Here is an 18,547-nt window from a genome sequence, read left to right on the forward strand (position 1 = left end):
CCAACCGACTCCCCGATGCAACAGACTACGCGACTCGATCTGCCGCTTGTCCTACCAGACGTGCCGGACGGCCGCGATGCATGCATTGCTCGTCTCACGTCGATGCTCGAGGCGCAGCCCGGTGTCGTGCGGGTGCACCTGCTTGACGTGGGTGACACAGAGCCAGGTGAGACGCGACCCGTCACGAGCCCAATGCTGTGTATGCACTATGACGCTGAACGTGTCACGCTCGCGGAGGTCGAAGGTCTCGCGCGCGTCGCGGGGGCATCGATCAGTGAGCAGTTCGCGCATGTGGTCCTGCCGATACATAGCATCGCGACTGAGGACGACGGCGTGCGACTCGAGTCGCTGCTCCGTGGTTCTCCGGGGGTGACGGCGGCGGCCGTGAGCATGGCAGCGCAGGTCGCGCGCGTGGAGTTCGACCGGCGCATTACGTCGCGTGCGAATATCGAAGCGGTGCTGCAAGAGACGCGCAAGCCGGATGCTCGCGAGCCCGATGGTGGCGAGCCCGATGGTGGCGAGCCCGAGGCGTCACGCACTTGGTATGCGCGCAATCGGGAGCTGGCGTGGAGCCTGATGTCGGGTGTCGCGCTCCTGGTCGGATGGTTGGTCGACCGTAGCGGAACAGCGCCGCGATGGATTGCCATCGTGCTCTTCGCGATGGCGTATGTGTTCGGCGCACGCGACAACGTCGGCCATTTCCTGGCGGATCTCAAGCGCGGCAAGTTCCACTTCAACATCGACCTGCTGATGGTGGTTGCCGCCGCCGGCGCGGCCGTGTTGGGGGAGTGGGCGGAAGGCGCGTTGCTGTTGTTCTTGTTCAGCCTCGGCCACGCACTGGAACACTACGCGCTCGGGCGGGCGAGGAAGGCCATCACCGCACTCGCGGAATTGGCACCGTCGCGCGCCACCGTGCTTCGCATGGAGAGCGGGCTGCGGCGTGAGATAGAGGTATTGATCGGCGACGTGAAGCCGGGGGATCACGTCGTCGTGAAGCCGGCTGAGCGCGTACCGGTGGATGGTACGGTGCTCGAAGGCCGCTCTGGCGTGAACCAAGCGCCGATCACCGGCGAAAGTGTGCCGGTCGACAAAGCACCCGGCGATCCGGTCTTCGCCGGCAGCGTGAACGGCGAAGGGGCGCTTGTCATCGACGTGACGGCCGCCATCGGAGATCGGACGCTGGATCGTGTCATCAAACTGGTTTCCGAGGCGCAGACACAGAAGGCGCCTACGCAGCAATTTACGGAACGGTTTGCACGCGTCTTCGTGCCGGTGGTGCTGATCGGTGATGTGCTGCTGATCGTAGTACCCCCACTTCTCGGAGTGCTCTCGTGGCCCGAAGCGTTCGCCCGCGCCATGGCGGTACTGGTGGCTGCATCGCCGTGTGCGCTGGCACTCGGCACACCGGCCGCGGTCCTTGCGGGCATCGCTCAGGCGGCCCGCAACGGCGTGTTGATCAAGGGCGGCGCACATCTTGAGGCATTGGGATCCATTCGTTCCCTCGCGCTCGACAAGACCGGTACGATCACGGTCGGTGAGCCGTCGGTGACTGACGTAGTGCCGATGGACTCGGTTGATGAGGCGTTCCTGCTGGCCAGTGCCGCGTCAGTAGAACAGCGCTCTCAGCATCCTCTGGCCAAGGCGGTCGTACGCCATGCTGCTGCACAGAAGTTGACGGTGCCGGAGGCGGGCGAGCTGACATCGGTCACTGCCCGTGGTGTACGCGCATCGGTTGATGGCGCCGTCGTGGAGATTGGCCGAGCGCTGCTGTTCGAGGATGCGGGCGTGGTCGTGCCGCCATCGGTGCGCGAGGCGGTGACGCGGCTCGAGCAGGCGGGACGCAGCACGATGATCGTACGACGCGTCGGCAACACGCCCGAGTTTCTGGGTGTCTTAGGTCTCGCTGATGAACCTCGAGCGAACGCGCGCGAGACACTCGTCGCGCTTCGGCGTGCAGGCATTCAGCGGATCATCATGCTGACCGGTGACAACGTCGGCGTCGGCAACGCCGTGGGTACCGCCGTGGGCGTTGATGAAGTGCGCGCTGGACTGCTCCCGGAAGACAAGGTGACGTCGATAAAGGAGCTGGCTGCGGCGGGGCCAGTAGCAATGGTCGGTGACGGTGTGAATGACGCGCCTGCATTGGCGCATGCCACTGTCGGCATCGCCATGGGTGGGGCAGGTACCGCCGCCGCGCTGGAGACCGCGGACGTCGCACTCATGGGCGATGACCTAAGCAGGCTCCCGTTCGCGATTGCGCTCTCGCGACAATCCAAGCGCGTTATCCGGCAGAATCTCTTCGTTTCGCTCGGCGTGATCGTCGCGCTGGTGATCGTAACCGTGAGCGGCGTCGCCGGCATCGGGCCAACGGTGATTGCTCACGAAGGCAGCACGCTGGTCGTGATCGCGAATGCGCTGCGGCTGTTGCGATTTGGTGCGAAGGGATAGGAGCGCTACTGGGTCCCGATCCAGTTTTCCTGCAACGACTGGTACAGTTGGGATGACAGGATTTGAACCTGCGACCTCCTGCTCCCGCAGCAGAGGCCCACCGATCTAGTGATGTCTGTCGAAGAGCGTAGGTCGGCGCTCGGGGCGTGAATATCAGGTAGGCAGGGAGTCTACGGACACACCGGTCGTCGAAGCGGGACAAAACGTCGCCATCGGCGTCGCCACCGGTCAGACCGCCTTTGCGGAGGACGACACGCAGGATCTCTGAGGGTCGCCGAGAATCAACGTGGCCTAGCGCTATGCCGGTGAGCTGCCGGCCGTGTCGGCTGCCGGGGGGTCGGCCGTCAGCTGCCGCAGTAGCCAGTCCAGTTCGGCCCGCGCCCGCGATATAACCTGCGCGTAAGACAGTACGGTCAAACCGGGGGGCACGTACGTGCGGTCTGAGCCCCGCTCCCACGCGCGCCCGATCACGAGAATGTCGATCCCCCCAGTGAGGGTGGCGATTAACTCGTCTCGATAGATCGTCGCCTGGGCTTCGTGGTGCCGCGTGATGTCGAGACTGGGGCGCTTGAATTCGATCAGCACATGGCTGCCCGAGACGCTCCCGAGGAGCAGTAAGTCAGGACGCTCCCGACCACGCGCTCCGCCATAGCCGCGGCCCGAGATCGCTTCGACCACGCGCCGGAGCGTCCTGTTTGACGCGAGGACTGCGTATTGTGCGCCGAGCACCCACAAGTTGTGCTCGAGCGCCGTATGCATCTCCTGCTCGCGCGTAGCTGGGTTGGCTATCAGCGCGTCGAGCCCGTCTAGAAACGCGAGCCGTTGCCGCGCCTGTTCACCCATGTGCGCCATGTCGGCGAGGCCGAACTCGGCCAACGCGGCGGCGAACGTGGCGACATCCGCTGTGCGTGCAGCATCAACAGCCTGCACGACCGCGTAATACTCGCCATGCAGCATGGCGTCGAGCGCCACGCCGGCGATGGCGTCAATACGCTCCGGGTTCTCGTCCCAGAACGTGGTGAGCACTTTACGGAGCCCGCGCTCGGCAAACTCGCGGGCGTGCTCAGGGAGGGCAGCCAGCTGCCGCCTGATCTGCTGCGAGAGCCGGCCTCGCGCGAGCTGCATCTCGTTCGCGAAGACCGTGAGTAAGGCGTTCTTTAGGTGGTCTGACGCCCACCCTCGCACGAGGGAATAGGCGCGCGTCTCCACGATGTCACCCCAATCGGCAGTGACCGAGTCGGCCAAACCGTCGGCATCCAGTTCGCCGTAGACCTTTTTGAGCAGTTTGGGTGGAATCTCGGCATCGTCGTCCAAGCCAAACGTGAGAGGCTTGCCGATTGTCTTGCCGGCAGCGCGCACCGCAATGCCCGATTGCCGCAGCGGCTTCCGGCCCTCGGACACCGTGAACTGCAGGCGCACCAGTCCCACTCCAGGCAGCTCCTCCTCGTGCTTGAACGGCGCCCCGGGGATGTCCTCGACCCCGACCGACTCGCCATTCACCGTAATGGCAAAATCGGACTGGCGTCCATACTCCAGCATCAGCAGCGGCCTGAATCGGTCAGGCGACGGCGGGTCAAACGCTTGCGAGAGTCCGGTAAGTGTGACGGTGGTTCCCCGCTCGTTTGGACTGCAGGCGCTCGTCTCGATGGGTAAGTCGATCCCTTCGAGGTCCGCCATCTCGGTGGGTGCAGTCGGGCCACTGCTACTCGCGAGGGGCGCCCCGACGAGCGACGCACCGCTGGCCCCAAGCAGATCCTCCTTGCGGATAACGAGCCGGGTGCACACGCCGCGGCATCGAGTCTCGACGGTCATCACGTCGGCGACCATCAATCCCGCAAACTTGCCAATGCCCTTCCGACCTTTCACGAGTCGATGCCGCTCGAGCGTCCGCTTACCCTTGCGGCTCTCCCGGCTCCGGGCAATCGCGAGATAGTCCTGCCGGACCTCTGCCTCGGTCATCCCCGTGCCGTCGTCCGCGATAATGACGGGGTCGCCGCTGACGGGGCCGGGCACGGTGACGCGCACGGCGCCGGCGTCCGCATCCCACGCGTTGTCGATCAGCTCCTTTAGCGCGTGCTCCGATGAGCGGTAACCCTCTCCGAGGAGGGCAGCCAACCTAGGATCAACGCGAAACCGCGCAGCATTGGGCATTCGTAGGAAGTAGGGTGAGCAGGTTGCAGAATATGCCCGCGCTCGTCGGGCCCAGCGAGCAAAGTACGGGCTGCCAGTGACATGGACCAGCAGCGGCGCGCTTCCGACTTCGCACATAACCAAGCCGCAGGACCCCCCCCCAACAGGCGTGCGCGTGACCGGTGATCTAACCCGGCGAGTCGAATAAAGACCGGTGCGAAACCGGTATGTCACCGGTTGAACACCGGTGTCAAACCCGTGACCAGAGACGGTTGAGGCGACGTATGCCGCCTCCTTGGGTTCGACCACCACCTCAACGGTCAGCGGCAGCCACCTCGCAAACCGCCTAGGCTGGTTTCGCTGCATCGAAAGGCGACGCGGCGGACCTAGACCTGAGAGGTGGGTAGTGAAGCCCGAGCAGCTGACCCGTGAATTCCTGCACGACGATGAGGCACTCGCGCTGCTCGAGCAGCGCCTACGCGCGGGCCTTCCCATCGGGGCGCGCGACATTCGCGCTCTGGGGTTCTCTCTGTGTACCGACCGATACAACGAGGTCCGGCGTGTCGCGCTGCAGGAACTTGGACTCGCGCGACGTCCGCGCATTCGCCGCTCGGCGCGCGACAGTTCTACGACGCCCCCGATGGCTTCCGGGATCTCCATGAGCCCCGTAAGCACGCAGGACTCGAAATCGGCGCCGAATCCCCAGTTAACGCCGATGCCCGATGCGGCCGTGCTTCCGACCGGCCGGAAGCCCCGCATGAGGCTCTCGTTCCGCTTTCCCCTGCTCGCAGCTCTGCGACAGTTGATCGTCGTCGTGCTGTGCACTATTCGCGAGACGGTGACGCGTCGATCCGCTGATACGCAGGCGTCAACACGCGCCTGATGCGGTCGTCTTGGAGGGCGTCCTTTGCCGACGCCGGCGCGGCGACCTCGGGCTGGGGCACAGGCAGTAGTCCGAGCGTCCGAGAATGGCACCGGCGTCCACGCCGCTGAAGGCATGCAGGACGCCGACCGGGCAGTCGAAATGCTCTCCGGAGACTACGTCTGCTGCGCCCGATGGCGGGTCAGCGTGTTCGGTGCGCTGGAACCACGCTGAGTTCAGCGACTTCTGCGCGTTTGATCGTCACCATGGACGTCGCGACGCTGTGTACGCTGTCGGCGGTCTTCAAGTGCCCGTTGGGGTGCTCGTCGCGTTCCTGCGGCCCACGCCGCATGCACGCGCACGAGCGGCTCGTCGTGCCCGTGCGCGGCCTCGAGTAGTGGCACGTCGTCGCTCGTGCTGACGTTGCCCAGCACAACCGCCGCGTTAAGCGCCAAACCGCGTCGCTTCGCACGCACCGCGGCGCTCCCCTTGAAGCGCGCGCTGAATCTTGGTGAGAAGCTCGCGCGCGCGTTGCGCGAAGCGTCGCGTATATGGCACCCGTAGACCATGGGGTGCGAGGCGCGGCCCGAAGTCGGCTACGGGGCAGCCAACCACGCAGCCAGTGACACGCTGGTCATCGTGGCGCCGGGGGCGTACACAAGCGGGTAGCCGGTAGCGCTGAGCTCCACGCGGGGGTAGATGCCGATGTACTCAGTGGGGGCATCGTGCAGACGCGTCAGTACCGGCAGGACAGCTAGCTCGTGATGCCGCTTGACGCCGTCCGCATAGCCGAGTTCCCATGGTACCCATCGCGACGCCATGCTCCTGTCGGTCGCAAGGAGGAGAAAGCGGCGGTTGCCGATGATGCGTCTCTGCAGCGCAAGCGCGGTGGTTGGGCTCGTGACCGCCGGCATGTTTGGATCGCGCCAGTCAACATACACGCTGACACCCTGGCCCCCGAGGTAAACCGTCACGGCGTCGACGAGATCGCGGTCATCGTGGCTGTGCGACAGGAAGACCGACGCCGCTGCGTTCGTGGGAGAGCGCTGCACGTTTGCTTGCGCCGCACTCCGCCACTGCGGGCTCGTACGGATGGTCTCCAGTTCACTGCGCGTGAGATAGGCCACGGTCGATGTTATACCGGTCAGTCATGATTCCATGTGACAACTCGCTTGCAGCGGAGTCGGTGCTGGCCGCCCAGCGCAGAGAGGTGACGCGGCGGCGCATCAGAAAGCCCCGCGCAGCAGACGAACACGCTGCGCCTGCTGATAAGCGGCTTCCACCCAAGTGCCCAAGTCCGCCGGATTGTCTCGCCACGTGTGGACGGGGTAACCGCCCGCGGCCAGCTTCGCGGGTACCGGACCAGCGAGGTTCGTGCTCTGCCGGGGCGCGAAGAGGTGATGGATGCGGACGCCGACCAACCCATTCCCGCGCGCGATGCTCTGCTCGATCTCGTAGTTCACGAAGCGGCGGGCGGCCGTGTGCATGCCGATGAGCACCACGGTCACCGAAGTCCCGACTAGGCCATCGTTGATCAGCTTCTTGACGGCGGCGTCGCTCGTGTTGCGCGCGCGCTCCCAGAGTGACGCATCGACGAAGCCGGCAGCCGCGTGCCCGACGATCACGTTGCTGTTCCGCACCTGATTGACGCGGAAGATGTCCTGCTGGTAGTGGAAGCTGAAGAACACGTGCCGTGCCATGCGTCGAGCCTCAGAGACGGAGAGTGATACAGCCGGTGACGAGTGCGTACATGGCGAAAGACTACGTGACGAGCGCGCGACGCACCTGATCCATGACGCGGAGCGTGGTGGCGACGAGCGTCTCGTCAGACTGTGCGGGGTCGCCGAGATCTGCGAATGCAGCTGCGAGATCGGCAGCGACGACATCGACATCTGGGAAGTAGGACGCCAGATCGCCGGTGACTTCTCGCCACAGTTCGAGAGCCTGGTAGCCGGTCGCCCCGATGGGGATAGGGAACACGCCTTGCCGCCGTGCGATCTCGAACTCCTCGCGGACCCCATGAGCCAAGCTCACGCTGCCCGATGCCGCGTCGCGGGCGTTCCCGGCGAGGAAGACCGCAAAGCGCGCTTGCCGAAGCATGTCTTCTCGGTACGCCGTCCACATGGTCGCCCGCGCCGCGGGATCGCCGGTTGGCTGCGGAAAGGGGCGAAGGGCGAGTCGGTCCTCGATCCGGAACTGTGGGTGGGCGATGACGCGCTCCACCGCGCCCAACAGGACGCCGGCGCCGATGCCGAGTCCAAGGCCGCTCACCACGCGGAAACCTGCGTCGATGAGCGATGCACCAAGCCGGAACGCCAGTCGCTCCAGGCGCTCCTCGCCAAATGCACCCGCTTCCGCTGCACTGCCCGAAACGAACACGCTGCGCCGCAGGCTGAGTCGCGCGAGCGTCGAGACAATGGACTCTACCTCGGCGTAGTCGTCGATCCAGACTGGATGGATGCCGTATCGCCGCAGGTCGGCAACCCGCAGCCTGATCTTGGTCGACTCGTACTCATGCCGCGCGCGGTCGGCCTGGTCATCTGCGCGAGCTGGCGCCGGACGCCGGACGATCCAGTAGTGCTCACGCGACGCGTCCCCGTGTGCCGCACGCACGCGTGCGAGGATCTGATCGATGTTGGGGTCGGTGAAGCTGAAGCCGAGGAAGAGGAAGTGCTTCTCAAGGAGATCGCCGTTGAGGGCGGTCACGAAGTCGCCGCGCGTGCGGTGATACAACTCGTAGTCGTCCTTGATAAGGACTGCGTCGTCCGGCCGCGCGATGTCGCCGTGCATCTTGTACAGCGTGACGTCGCGCTTCGGCAGCGTCGTGACCAGCTGCCGCGCATCCGCCTTGACATCCACCCGTTTTCCGATCTCGCCGTACGCTTGCTCGATCAGCGTGTCGTAGTTCGTGGTCCAGACCGTCCGGATAGACAGGCCCGCGAGCTGTCGGTGTGTCGCGGTAACCTTCGCATCGCGCGTAAACTCTTCGATCAGCGTTCGATTAAGCCGCCCACGGTGGCTGGCGCTGTTGACGTGATACTGCGCCAGTGATACGAGGTCCGACTCCTGATCGACCATGAGGCCCAACTCGTCGGCGATCTCGCGCAGCAGTCCGCGCCAATCGACGTAGCCGGCCGACACGGAGAGCCCGGCTCCTATGAACAGCGCGGCGTCACCCTGATCAATGGCCACCGCGAAGTGCTCAAAGAACCGTCGTCGCGCCCCGTCGCTCATCGTCGCACTCCGCCAGAGAATCGTGCCGAGCAAACCCCGAAGATGGAGTCTAGGGCGCGCTGACGCAACACCTGCCCGACGTCACCGGGAGGCTTGCCTCCCGACTAGAGCGCGTCCGTAGGCACTTCGAGCACAAGCGGCGCTTGCCCGCTGCAGGTCATGTGTGCTGACGAACTGGTGGCGGAAGGCCACCGTTGTTGTCTCCGAGCGCGCCTTCGTCAGGTCACGTCAAGACAAGGGAGTTAGCGCGCAACGTTGTACGCTCCGGACAACCTGATCATCGGCGAGATCCGGGTGACGGCGTCGTGGAATTGCGGCACGCCGAACGAAATGGGCATCGCATCGTCTGTTGGGCTCCATCTGCGACGTCCTCGGCCGGCGTCGCTGGTTACGCCTTCACGGCCCGATCAACACTCGGGCAAAGCCCTTCATCGTCAAGCTCTTCACGGCCTTCTACCTGATCATGCTCAAGGGAATGACATCCGCCGTGCATCGAATGCGCTCTCGCGCAGCGAACTCTGCGAACGTCACCAGCAACGGACCTGCACGTTCCGCCATCGTGGTCGAAACAACGTCATAGCGCCCTGATCACACCAGCGCGATTGGCATGCTGCGGGTTGTCCGACAGCGCATGACAATGATCAGGGCAACCGCGACGACGAAGCGACGCAACGCTCGATGCGGGACTCCCAACTGCCCGACTCGCGCTCGCTCTTGCCGCGCTGTTCGTTCAGCGCTGTGCCTTGCGTCGCTTGGCTCGCAGCGCGGCACGAGCCCTACTCGCCCGTCGTTGATCGACATCGGTTCGGCAAGCATCACAGAGGCGTCGCTGACGCCCACGATCTGTGCGCCCCAGCGAAGCTCCGCACGCGATGCGCTCGTCTTCCCCGCTCCCAGGGCAGACCTGCGCACCCTGCGCGTCAATTGCGCGTCGCCGATACGCACCAAGGTTCTTCGCGCGGTCGTAATCCCGCGTGCGATACGACTGCCACCACTCGTCCACCACGCGCCGGTCGTACATGCGAACGCCACGCTCATATCGAAACGTGAGCTGCGCTTCGTCTAAAAGCCGCTGGACGTGGCGTGATCTGAAGCCGGTGTAGACGGCAGCTTGTCGAAGAGAGTAGTCCATGAGAGATGGGGGAGAGGTGGTCCTCGCAGACGCTAAATGCGCAGCAACGCTCACCGCCATGACCCAGCTCTTCTTGACCCGTTACCAGAAATGCTAATGACCACCATAGCGCCCTTGGACACTCGGTCTTCACGCAAGTCCATACGTGTCATCGATGTTCATCAAACGTCACCGAATGTCGTGATCAACTTCGCGCGAATTACGGCCGGGGGCACCGCCATACCGCCAGTGGTAGTGACGATATCCGGCCCGTAATTCGGCCATGCAGGATCAGCAAATCACCATACATCACCGAATGTCAGCGACCAAACAGTAACGAAACCTCAACCGCAATCATCATGACGACCGCCCTCTTCACCTGCCGCCACCCAGTCACACGCGACTGCCTGTTCAAGCGACTCGACGAAACATTGTCACCCAGTTTCGCACGAAAGCTGCGGAGCCTGGTAGGCCGTTCCCCCGACGCGGCGGGCGTGGGTACCGACCCTGCCGAGGACATGCGCATAACGCTGTCCAACTTGCATCACCTCGCGTCTACCCGGGGCGTGCACGCAGACGCACCGGCAGCATGCAGGAAGGTCTTCACGCTGGCCACCGGAAGGCGCGGAAAGGAACGGCTGGTCGTTGTGCGCGGCGGAACGCTTCTGTCCGATCAGTGGCTCGAGCTACTTACCGTTGCTGAGTCAGACACCAAGCGCCGCGCGCACAGCCGTGTGCTGGCCTTGGCCCGCGTCGTGCACGCGCTCGGTGGTGGCGCGCAGGCCCCAGCCGTACTGCCGTCGTCCGCCGAGCTCATGAAAGCCGGGCCGCTGATCGGGCTCTCCGAGAAGACGGTTCGTATGTCGATTCGCACATACCGTCGGCTTCGACTGCTCGCCGCGGCGGCTGATCCGGAAGGCGCGAAGCGCTATGCGCCGCTTGACGATAACCGTCGCATTCGAGGCCGCAACGTGCTTTCGGTTCTCGCTGCGTCAGGCCCTTGCCCGCATCGCAGCGACCTTGATGCCATCGCCGATGTTGCCCCTGTACTCCACGCACAGCTCCTGAAGTACAAGACCAGTCCAATGGTCAAGGGAAAGCTGCACGTGCCCAGTACAGTGGCGGCCAACATCGAGGCGTTCTCGCGTTTGGTTGGAGCACTGCTTGAGCACGCACCGGAACTACTTCCGATCTTTTCGTGCAAGCATCTATGGAACCTGACGCGCCCGCTCGAATCCAGTGACGATGAGAAGGAAGTGTGGGATGAGGACACGTCGACGACCAGCGACGTCCCACTGGCGCGATGGATCATCGCGAAAACCGCACCGCAGATCCGCGCGCGCTGTGCGCCTGGGGTGAGCACGGGTTACCCCACCATGGTGGTGGCCGATCTCAAGGCATGGTTCTCCGTCACCGAATGGGCTCACGGCTTCAAGATGCGGGACAACCAATCTGTCGAGTGGGAGTGCTGGCGCGCCCGATACGGGGCGCTGCGCCAACACGTACGCGAGCGAGCGATTCCCGCAGAGCTTCTGCTGCGCAGCAAGGACAAGGAACGCATAGTCAACACCTACACGATGTCGCATATGTGGTGCGTGGATCTTCCGGTGTTGGCGATGGAGGCCGAGCGCCTGCTGAAACGGTTGGAGGCGGAGATCGCGGCTGTCAGAAGCGCGCGCCCCTCTGAGGATCCCATGAAGACCGCCGTGGTGATGCGCGCACTGGCCGCCTTCGAGGCGAGTGCTGAAGGAACGCTCGCGACATCGCTGGTCGTCTACGACGGTCTGCGGTGTGCGCAGTATCGAGGCGGACGCTGGGGCCTGAACATCAGTCCCGACATCGACGCTAAGACGGGCGAGTGGTTCGGCGTTAAGACCCGATGGTACGGACATCGGCTCGATGAAGCGCGAGTGAAGCAAGGCAAAGCCCGCGCTCGGCAGCTTGGGCCGGCGCACCTGCCGATGCGCGTGCTCCGCGCATATATCGACTACGTGCGCGCCCCGCGCCTCATGGCGGCTGGAGTGCACGTGGAAGACGCCTATGCGCCGAATGGTCGCTTTCCGTTGTTCGTGTCAACGGTGGGGAACAAGCCATCGCCCTTCTCGAAGGAGCATTTTCGCAACGCCATCGTGGGTCCCGTGCTGTATCGGATCGCCACACAGTTCCACGGCCACTCCTTCGGCGATGCCACCATCTACGATCAAGTGAATCGCTCGGACTTTTTTGGCGTGTTGGGTGTGCATGTCGCTCGCTATGTAAACGCCACCGGTTGCGCGCGGATACTCGACAATCCTGCTCTCGCGGTGATGCTGACGGGTGACGATCTCAAGACGCTCGAAGAGAGTTACGTCGTTGATACCTGGCTTCCCGAAGGGCGCGAGGGCACGTGGCAGAATGCGAAGAGTTATGTGCCTTGGTTGTTGCGTCTCGTTGAAGATGGGGCGCTCGACAACCCACTCGACACGATGCCGCCGGCACTGATACCGCCAGGTGTGGCCGCCTTGATGCGGGAATGGAGCAATGAAGACCGCTTGACGCAAATCAGAATGAAGCGCGGCGTGTACGGAAGCCCTTCGGGACGCCTGCGTCGGTCGCGGCCTGACGTGGCGGCGCGAAATCGAGCGCGAGCGGCTGCGGGGGCCATGAGCGCCAGCAGATAGCTGGCTGCACGCCGTCCACGGGCGGCGCGAACACGAAGCGGGTACTCGCGAGTAATCGCCGGGTGCCCGCTTCGTGTTTGCACGGATGCAATTGCGGCGGCCGCCGGCGCCCCCCGCCCGCCGCTCCGAGGCTGTGTGGCGCGAGGTCATCTGGCCTCGCCAAAACCTTCCTACGGAGCTCGTCGAATGACCCCGTTCATCTCGCAGTCCAACGCCCCTCACGCCGAAGATCTGGTCCCCCTGCTGCCGTTCGTGTGGGGAGCGGATACGAAACTCCGTCGCGACGCCGTCAAGCTCCTGCGTCAAGCGCTGACGCCGAAGCTCCAAGACATCGCTGAACCGTGGACGCGGTGCTGCCCGCCGACCATGACCGCCGACATGCTCTTCACGACAGTGATCGATCATGTCATCGAGAGCTTGGACTCGTGCACGGTCAGCACCCCCGCGGCGTTCGACCAGTGGGTCCGTCAGACTGCGCTCCGCTGGCTCATGACGTGGGAACGGCAGGTCCGCCGTACCGCATCGCGCTCGTCAGACTGTGAGACGCTCGGATCGCTGTTGGCATCGCTGCGCGAGGTCGTCGCTCCACCGCATCGCGACCGCACGATGAAGCAGCTGCTGATCGATGTGCTGGCGTCCTTGGATGCGACTGATCGGCGCATTCTAGAGATGCGTGCCGCGGGCCAGCACTGGCGTGCCGTAGCAGCGGAAGGTCGGTGCACCATCGCGGTGGTGAAGCAGCGTCATGCGCTCGCTTTGGCGACCGCGCGCGACCTCGCCACTGCGATGCTGCGTCGCATCACTCTGTCCGAGGAAGCCGCGTGAACGCGAATCTCCTGCCTCAGCCGTCGCTCCCATTCTCGCGTATTCCGTTTGAACTCGCGCAACTCAATGTGCGAGTTGTGGGGGTAGCGTGTGTTAGAGCCGTCGCCACCAAAACCACGAAGAGCGACAAGCCATTTCTCGACGTCACCGTGGGCCACCGGGATGGAAGCACGACGCTTCGGGTCTGGTCCGACGCCATGCCCGCCTGGGTTGGCATCGTGCCTGGCACTGCAGTGGAACTCGCGTTGCTGTCGAAAGCAGGTTTCCGCCCTGGAACGTTTGAATGGACTGTAGAGAGGGTGCAGCTGTTGGCGCGGGATCACCCCGTCTTAGCCGATCAGCTGCCGATGTGCCCCGTGCCGGCTGAAACCCTCGACGCGCGATGGGCCGCAGTTGTTGGGCGCCTTACGCACGCGGGGAAGACATTGCTGTCGATGGTGCTCGATCATGTTGGCGAGGACGCGTATCTCCGAATGGCGGCCGCTGAGCGAATGCACCACGCCTGTGTCGGAGGATTGCGCTGGCACTCCATTGAGGTGGCCGAGGGCGCGCTGGCGCTGGCCTCCGTCTTTGAAGGCGATGGGCCCCCGGCGTGTCTGGATAACCTCGTTCTCGGCGGCTTGTTGCATGACATCGGCAAACTGCGGGAGATGCAGGTGGACACGGTGGGTATCCGTCGGAGCGTGGAGGGGCGCTCTCGCTATCACACAACGCTCGGCAGCGAGATCATCGCGGTCGCGTGCGCGCTTGCCCCAGATCGTCTCGAGGCGGCCGGCGTGAGCCCGACGCTCATCGCGCACCTTCAACACGTGTGCGAAAGTCATCATCTGCAGAAGGACTGGGGGTCGCCCACCGCACCTCAATCTCGTGAGGCGATGTTCATCCACCTCGCTGATCAAGCAAGCGCAAAATGGCGACAGATGACCGACGACGCGGCCACTGCGAGTGCAGATGACGGCGGCTGGTGCGGTGCCGCAGATGGTCGCAGGTCACCCGTGTGGATTCCGTCTCGTGCACTAAACTTGCCGCCTGTCGGGACGAGCGTCAGGCCCGTTGGGACGGAGTTGGAGCACCGAGCGGAGACTGCATCGCGTGGCGCGGCGGACGAAGTACCGTCCGCGACTGAGCGGGGCGCCGATGCTGCCGCCCGAAGCGTCTCCGTCGTCGTGCTTCGCGATCACGTGCCATTTCATCAACAGGAGGACTGATATGCTTGATTTGGAACCGCTCAACGTGTGCATCGCCACCGAGCCCCCGGTCGCGCATGCTCTGACGACGCATCAGTGGCAGGTGGTGCTCGCTGAGAGCGACATCGTGGCATTCATCGTCGCCGTCGGCCTGCTCGCCCGCTCCGCCGCCTACGTGAGAGTGGCAGACGAAGCTGACTCCGCCGACGAGCTCCCCTTTCACCTCCGTCGAGATCGACTGCGTCTCGTCTCGTCCGCGCTATTCAGGCAACTCGATTCGGAGCGTCGCCGTGAGATCGCGCGGTGGATGCAACAGCTCTCCGACTGCTCCTCGGAGATGTAAGTGAAGTCGCCCGATGATGCTCGCATGCCGCGTCGACGTCGCGTCGACGCGGCCCCCCCTCACCCGGAGAGATCGTGACGGAGTCGGAAGAACACGGCTTGGATGGTCGCGAGTGTGCGGAAAAGCTCGTCGCGTTGCTGCGTGCACACGGCGGCGGGTTGCTCTGCCTTCAGCAGCTGCGTCGAACCGCAAACGTCGAAGTGCAGCGCGCTGCCCATCGTCAACTCCGAGAGCAGTTGACACGGCGGCTCTGGGGCGAAGTCCTCGCTCGGTCGTCGCTCAACGCGGCGTCGGGGTGTCTTCGCGAGAGTGTCGAGCTGGCGCTGCGTTCGATTCTCGTAGGCATGCTTGAAGCGCCTGTCTGCACGCCGCGTGCGTTCGGGAGATGGCTCGATGATCAGATACTCGACTCCATCGCCGACGCTCTCCAGCGCAGTGGTCCCTGCATGGAGTCACACCAACGAAAGACGATATTGTCCGCCCGCGCAATCAGACCGCCCTGCTGTTCGACGCGCCGGCGAGAGCGAGATGGCGACTACACACACGTCGGCTGATCGCGCTGCAGCAGCACTGTAGGGCAGAGATACCTGCGAGCCGGTGCTGTCACGTTCGGTATCGTTGCCGACGTCTCAGCGCCGGCAGCCAAGCATGCAACGGGCCCACCGCACGAGCGCTGGATGATGATCGTCAAGCAGGTCCCACAGTGCCGCGTCGCGAACACGGTCTTCCGAGCTCAGGATTGCCTGCATGGCGCGCCGACATCGGTGCGTGCGGCGGCGCCGTGCGTGCTGCGTAACGTGATGGTGGCGGGCGCGGGACCGGCGGATATACGCGAACGTGAGGGCAATTGCCAGTGTCGCTCCAGCCTCTTCGGGCGTCGCCTGCACATGCGGTGGCTTCCACTTCCAGCGCATCGGTGAAGGAGAGCTCGGCGGCATACTCTGCAACTTGGCGATGGAGCCGTTGCGCGCCATCGCCAAGGGCCGGATACGCATGCGGAGGGCCGCATGTCAGGCGTAGCCACCAAAGGCTGCGGGCATACTCCTCGCTCAAAGCTCCGGTAGCGGCCACCGACGGTGCCGTTTCAGCGCGCGGAGCGCTACGTCCTCAGGGGGCGCTATCCACGCGTCGTCAGGGCCTTGACGAAACGCCAGGTTGTTCAATTGGTAGGTGAGCATCGCAGTAAGGGCTGGCCATGTTGCGAAAAAGTCATCCTCCGAAGGCAACAGAATGAACCGATGAATTCCAAAAGCCACGGGTATCGACGTGGTGTTCCATCGCCGGACCACGACCCCATCGATGAGTCGCGGCAAGGTGCCCGTGGACATCCGAAGGCACGCCATTGACACTGCCTCTCGCGTGAGCCATCCGGGGCATCGCTTCAGCGCCACGCGCATCAGATGTAGAGGGTCCTTTCGCGCAGCGTGAGAGGCACGGTCGCGCCGACAATCATCGTCGGCCCACCGTCGGCCACCGGTGCCGTGTCGATCCCAGCGGATGTCCGTATCCCCGCGTTCGGCATTCCGCTTCCACTTGAGCACCGCCACGTGGCTGCACCCCAGAGCGCTCGCCACCGCCCGCGACGGCCACCCGTCGGCTAGCAGCGTCAGGCCGTCATTGCGTCGCTTCCTCATCTTGTCCGGGCTCATCTCGGGTCGCGCCATCCAGAAAGTCTACGTCGCAGCGCGGTAACTTGTAAAGCGTGCAATAGAGGGGTCGTACGCTGCCCCAATGAAGCAAAACATTGACTCCAACGCTGCCTCGCGAGCGACCGCCACGGCCCGCTTTCCAGAGGTGGTCGACGCGCCACGCGGTGCGGCTACGCGGCCACACAGCGCGCTCTCTCGCACTGCCAATCCGGCGTTGGAAACTCGCTCAACGCACGCCACGCGATGCGGCCGCTGTGGCGGCTGCCGTCATCCAGGCTCTCACATCAATGGCGCGCGCACGCGGTGCGTCCGATGGGGCCGGTCCTCGTGACGCGCGGACTGAGGCGCCACCCCCGCTTGGACGCGTCGACGCTGATGCTGCGCAGCGACGACGTCATGCTCACCAAAACGGAACTGGCCACCCGCCTGCTCGTGTCGACGAAGACCATCGAACGCTCGTGCTGTCCGTACCTGCAGCACGAACAACGAAAAGGCGCAACCGGCAAGCGGTTTCGTCGACGCTACGTCGAGCGCATCGCCTTGACGTTCTTCTCCGCGCGGATCGTGGATCCGCGTCCCATCTAACCGTTCACGGGACAGCCGCATGACAAAAAGTACAAACCCGCAGGAGACTCGCGCCCCTCGTGGTGTGGACCAGCCCACGTATACCGAGGCGCGTGGTCGGCATTGGGAGATCTGGCTCAAGGTTGCTACCTCTGGACCACGGCGGCGCGTGAAGACGTGGATCGAGGTTCGACACGACGGTGCCGGTGGCTCCCTCGTGGGGGGCGCCGAAGCTCGCGCGGTTCACGACGAGGTGTCGAAGCTTTGGAACTCGCGCTCGCCGCGTTGGGAGATCCTGCAGCACGTCGCACGGCCCGGGGCCGTTCTTACCTTGCAGGCGCTCTACGACACGCTCATCGACGAAGGTTTGGCTGGCGCCGATGCGCTGATGGATCGCTGTCGCGCCGATCATGAAGCCGACCGCGCTGTCGACGATGCGATGTCGGACGCGTCCGCACGCGTGACAGAACGCGACCTCATTCCGCTCGCGGAAGAATGGGAGCTGTCGTCGATGGATCGACAAGATGGGTTTGGCAGCATCACTGCTCGGACACGGACGCAAATGGTCTCGCGCATCATGCGCCTCCTGTCGCCCGAGACACTCGCGTGGCGCCAGGCGCGTTCACTGGCATATCGCGACCGGCGAACGCCGCCGTGCCGTCCGGACGTGCCGCCGTTTCCGGTGTCCGCGTTCAGCACGGAGCGCATCCGGCAGCATCTGCTCGACTCCTATACCCTCGAGCCGACCGAGCAGCAGGCGGAGCTCCTCTCGGATGCAGACCCGACGATAAGGACCCTTACGGCTAACGCCCTCAAGGGTCAGGGTGACGGCGCCGTGGCGGCATACAATGCGCTGCGCGTGTTCACCCGCTGGCTGATTGCGCGCGAAGTGCTCACCATGGATCCGCTGAGTGCACTCAAGCGCCCACGCGCCTCACAGAGCAAGATCACCAAGCTCGAGTGCACCGCGGACATCGAATTGCTGGCGTCGCGGTTGTCGAAACCCTTCGACGATGTCTGGCGCGTCATGTGCGGGACCGGTTTCGAGCCGACGGTCGCATTGACCTTGCGTGTCGCCGATGTCGATGGAAAGTCGCAGGAGAGCATTGGGAACGGGACGAAGAACCGCCTGCGTGTGCGGCGCGCCGAGGCGTCACCGCACGCGGGCAACGCACTCTTCAGGGCGGTGACGGCGGCCAAGCAAGAGGGACGCGCTGCGGTGTGGCCGTCGGCGACTGAACACGGAATCGGTGTGACGCGGTTTTCGCTCGCCAAGGCCGTCTCAGCGGCCGCAGGCGCACTCGTAAGCGAAGGACATGCGCAGTTCGAGGGTCTTACGCCGTACTCGGGGCGACACACCTTCTGTGTGATGGCCCTTCAGGGGGGCGCCACGATGCAGGACGTCGCCAACCAGCTGGGGCATAAGGACACCACGATGGTGATGCGACTCTACGGCGTCTGGGAGCCGCGGCAGGGCCGGATCCGCGCTGCCCTCGCGGCGCACGACACCACCACGGAGGCGGAATGACGTCTG

Annotated in this window: 13 protein-coding genes; 8 read left to right on the forward strand and 5 right to left on the reverse strand. The window is 64.5% G+C overall.

From position 1 onward, the window contains the following. The first annotated feature begins 15 nt into the window (after positions 1 to 15). The gene (locus RMP10_RS17860) at positions 16 to 2,448 is read left to right on the forward strand and encodes a heavy metal translocating P-type ATPase (protein WP_310571506.1); all 2,433 of its coding nucleotides are present in this window, start codon (positions 16 to 18) and stop codon (positions 2,446 to 2,448) included. Positions 2,449 to 2,745: 297 nt separating this feature from the next. Here RMP10_RS17860 and RMP10_RS17865 read toward each other — a convergent pair whose 3' ends face one another. Beyond that, complete coding sequence (locus RMP10_RS17865) at positions 2,746 to 4,716, reverse strand: ATP-binding protein (protein ID WP_310571507.1); 1,971 nt, start codon at positions 4,714 to 4,716, stop codon at positions 2,746 to 2,748. A 268-nt stretch (positions 4,717 to 4,984) separates the two neighbouring features. On the opposite strand from RMP10_RS17865, the gene RMP10_RS17870 reads away from it, so the two are divergent. After that, entirely contained in the window at positions 4,985 to 5,461 is a 477-nt protein-coding gene (locus RMP10_RS17870) for a hypothetical protein (RefSeq protein WP_310571508.1), read from the forward strand. Positions 5,462 to 6,036: 575 nt separating this feature from the next. Here the strand turns inward: RMP10_RS17870 and RMP10_RS17875 are convergent. From RMP10_RS17875 to RMP10_RS17885, 3 genes are all read right to left on the reverse strand, one after another. Further along, on the reverse strand, positions 6,037 to 6,567 hold the full coding sequence (locus RMP10_RS17875) for a toll/interleukin-1 receptor domain-containing protein (RefSeq protein WP_310571509.1): 531 nt from the start codon (positions 6,565 to 6,567) through the stop codon (positions 6,037 to 6,039). A gap of 99 nt (positions 6,568 to 6,666) precedes the next feature. After that, on the reverse strand, positions 6,667 to 7,140 hold the full coding sequence (locus RMP10_RS17880; protein WP_310571510.1) for a TIR domain-containing protein: 474 nt from the start codon (positions 7,138 to 7,140) through the stop codon (positions 6,667 to 6,669). 61 nt (positions 7,141 to 7,201) lie between these two features. Next, a complete protein-coding gene (locus RMP10_RS17885; protein WP_310571511.1) occupies positions 7,202 to 8,674 on the reverse strand; it encodes an SIR2 family protein in 1,473 nt (490 codons plus the stop codon). 1,470 nt (positions 8,675 to 10,144) lie between these two features. Between RMP10_RS17885 and RMP10_RS17890 the strand changes: the two genes are divergently transcribed. From RMP10_RS17890 to RMP10_RS17905, 4 genes are all read left to right on the forward strand, one after another. After that, the gene (locus RMP10_RS17890; protein ID WP_310571512.1) at positions 10,145 to 12,445 is read left to right on the forward strand and encodes a hypothetical protein; all 2,301 of its coding nucleotides are present in this window, start codon (positions 10,145 to 10,147) and stop codon (positions 12,443 to 12,445) included. A 186-nt stretch (positions 12,446 to 12,631) separates the two neighbouring features. Next, positions 12,632 to 13,270, forward strand: a complete 639-nt coding sequence (locus RMP10_RS17895; protein ID WP_310571513.1) for a hypothetical protein — start codon at positions 12,632 to 12,634, stop codon at positions 13,268 to 13,270. A 356-nt stretch (positions 13,271 to 13,626) separates the two neighbouring features. Further along, positions 13,627 to 14,478, forward strand: a complete 852-nt coding sequence (locus RMP10_RS17900; protein WP_310571514.1) for an HD domain-containing protein — start codon at positions 13,627 to 13,629, stop codon at positions 14,476 to 14,478. A gap of 1 nt (position 14,479) precedes the next feature. After that, positions 14,480 to 14,800 (forward strand): hypothetical protein, encoded by a 321-nt coding sequence (locus RMP10_RS17905; RefSeq protein WP_310571515.1) that lies wholly within the window; start codon positions 14,480 to 14,482, stop codon positions 14,798 to 14,800. Between the two features lie 59 nt (positions 14,801 to 14,859). On the opposite strand, the gene RMP10_RS17910 is transcribed toward RMP10_RS17905, so the two are convergent. Beyond that, positions 14,860 to 15,018, reverse strand: a complete 159-nt coding sequence (locus tag RMP10_RS17910; protein WP_310571516.1) for a hypothetical protein — start codon at positions 15,016 to 15,018, stop codon at positions 14,860 to 14,862. A 1,674-nt stretch (positions 15,019 to 16,692) separates the two neighbouring features. Between RMP10_RS17910 and RMP10_RS17915 the strand changes: the two genes are divergently transcribed. Further along, a complete protein-coding gene (locus RMP10_RS17915) occupies positions 16,693 to 17,034 on the forward strand; it encodes a hypothetical protein (protein WP_310571517.1) in 342 nt (113 codons plus the stop codon). A 19-nt stretch (positions 17,035 to 17,053) separates the two neighbouring features. Then, the gene (locus RMP10_RS17920; protein WP_310571518.1) at positions 17,054 to 18,541 is read left to right on the forward strand and encodes a hypothetical protein; all 1,488 of its coding nucleotides are present in this window, start codon (positions 17,054 to 17,056) and stop codon (positions 18,539 to 18,541) included. Positions 18,542 to 18,547 lie beyond the last annotated feature (6 nt).

Source organism: Gemmatimonas sp., from assembly GCF_031426495.1.
GTDB lineage: Bacteria > Gemmatimonadota > Gemmatimonadetes > Gemmatimonadales > Gemmatimonadaceae > Gemmatimonas.

Excerpts from the sequence above, each read along its gene's own strand:
- RMP10_RS17865 (WP_310571507.1), bottom strand. The coding sequence starts at position 4,716 with ATGTGCGAAGTCGGAAGCGCGCCGCTGCTGGTCCATGTCACTGGCAGC.
- RMP10_RS17905 (WP_310571515.1), top strand. The coding sequence starts at position 14,480 with ATGCTTGATTTGGAACCGCTCAACGTGTGCATCGCCACCGAGCCCCCG.
- RMP10_RS17880 (WP_310571510.1), bottom strand. The coding sequence starts at position 7,140 with ATGGCACGGCACGTGTTCTTCAGCTTCCACTACCAGCAGGACATCTTC.
- RMP10_RS17860 (WP_310571506.1), top strand. The coding sequence starts at position 16 with ATGCAACAGACTACGCGACTCGATCTGCCGCTTGTCCTACCAGACGTG.
- RMP10_RS17890 (WP_310571512.1), top strand. The coding sequence starts at position 10,145 with ATGACGACCGCCCTCTTCACCTGCCGCCACCCAGTCACACGCGACTGC.
- RMP10_RS17910 (WP_310571516.1), bottom strand. The coding sequence starts at position 15,018 with ATGGGCAGCGCGCTGCACTTCGACGTTTGCGGTTCGACGCAGCTGCTG.
- RMP10_RS17895 (WP_310571513.1), top strand. The coding sequence starts at position 12,632 with ATGACCCCGTTCATCTCGCAGTCCAACGCCCCTCACGCCGAAGATCTG.
- RMP10_RS17915 (WP_310571517.1), top strand. The coding sequence starts at position 16,693 with ATGCGGCCGCTGTGGCGGCTGCCGTCATCCAGGCTCTCACATCAATGG.
- RMP10_RS17885 (WP_310571511.1), bottom strand. The coding sequence starts at position 8,674 with ATGAGCGACGGGGCGCGACGACGGTTCTTTGAGCACTTCGCGGTGGCC.
- RMP10_RS17920 (WP_310571518.1), top strand. The coding sequence starts at position 17,054 with ATGACAAAAAGTACAAACCCGCAGGAGACTCGCGCCCCTCGTGGTGTG.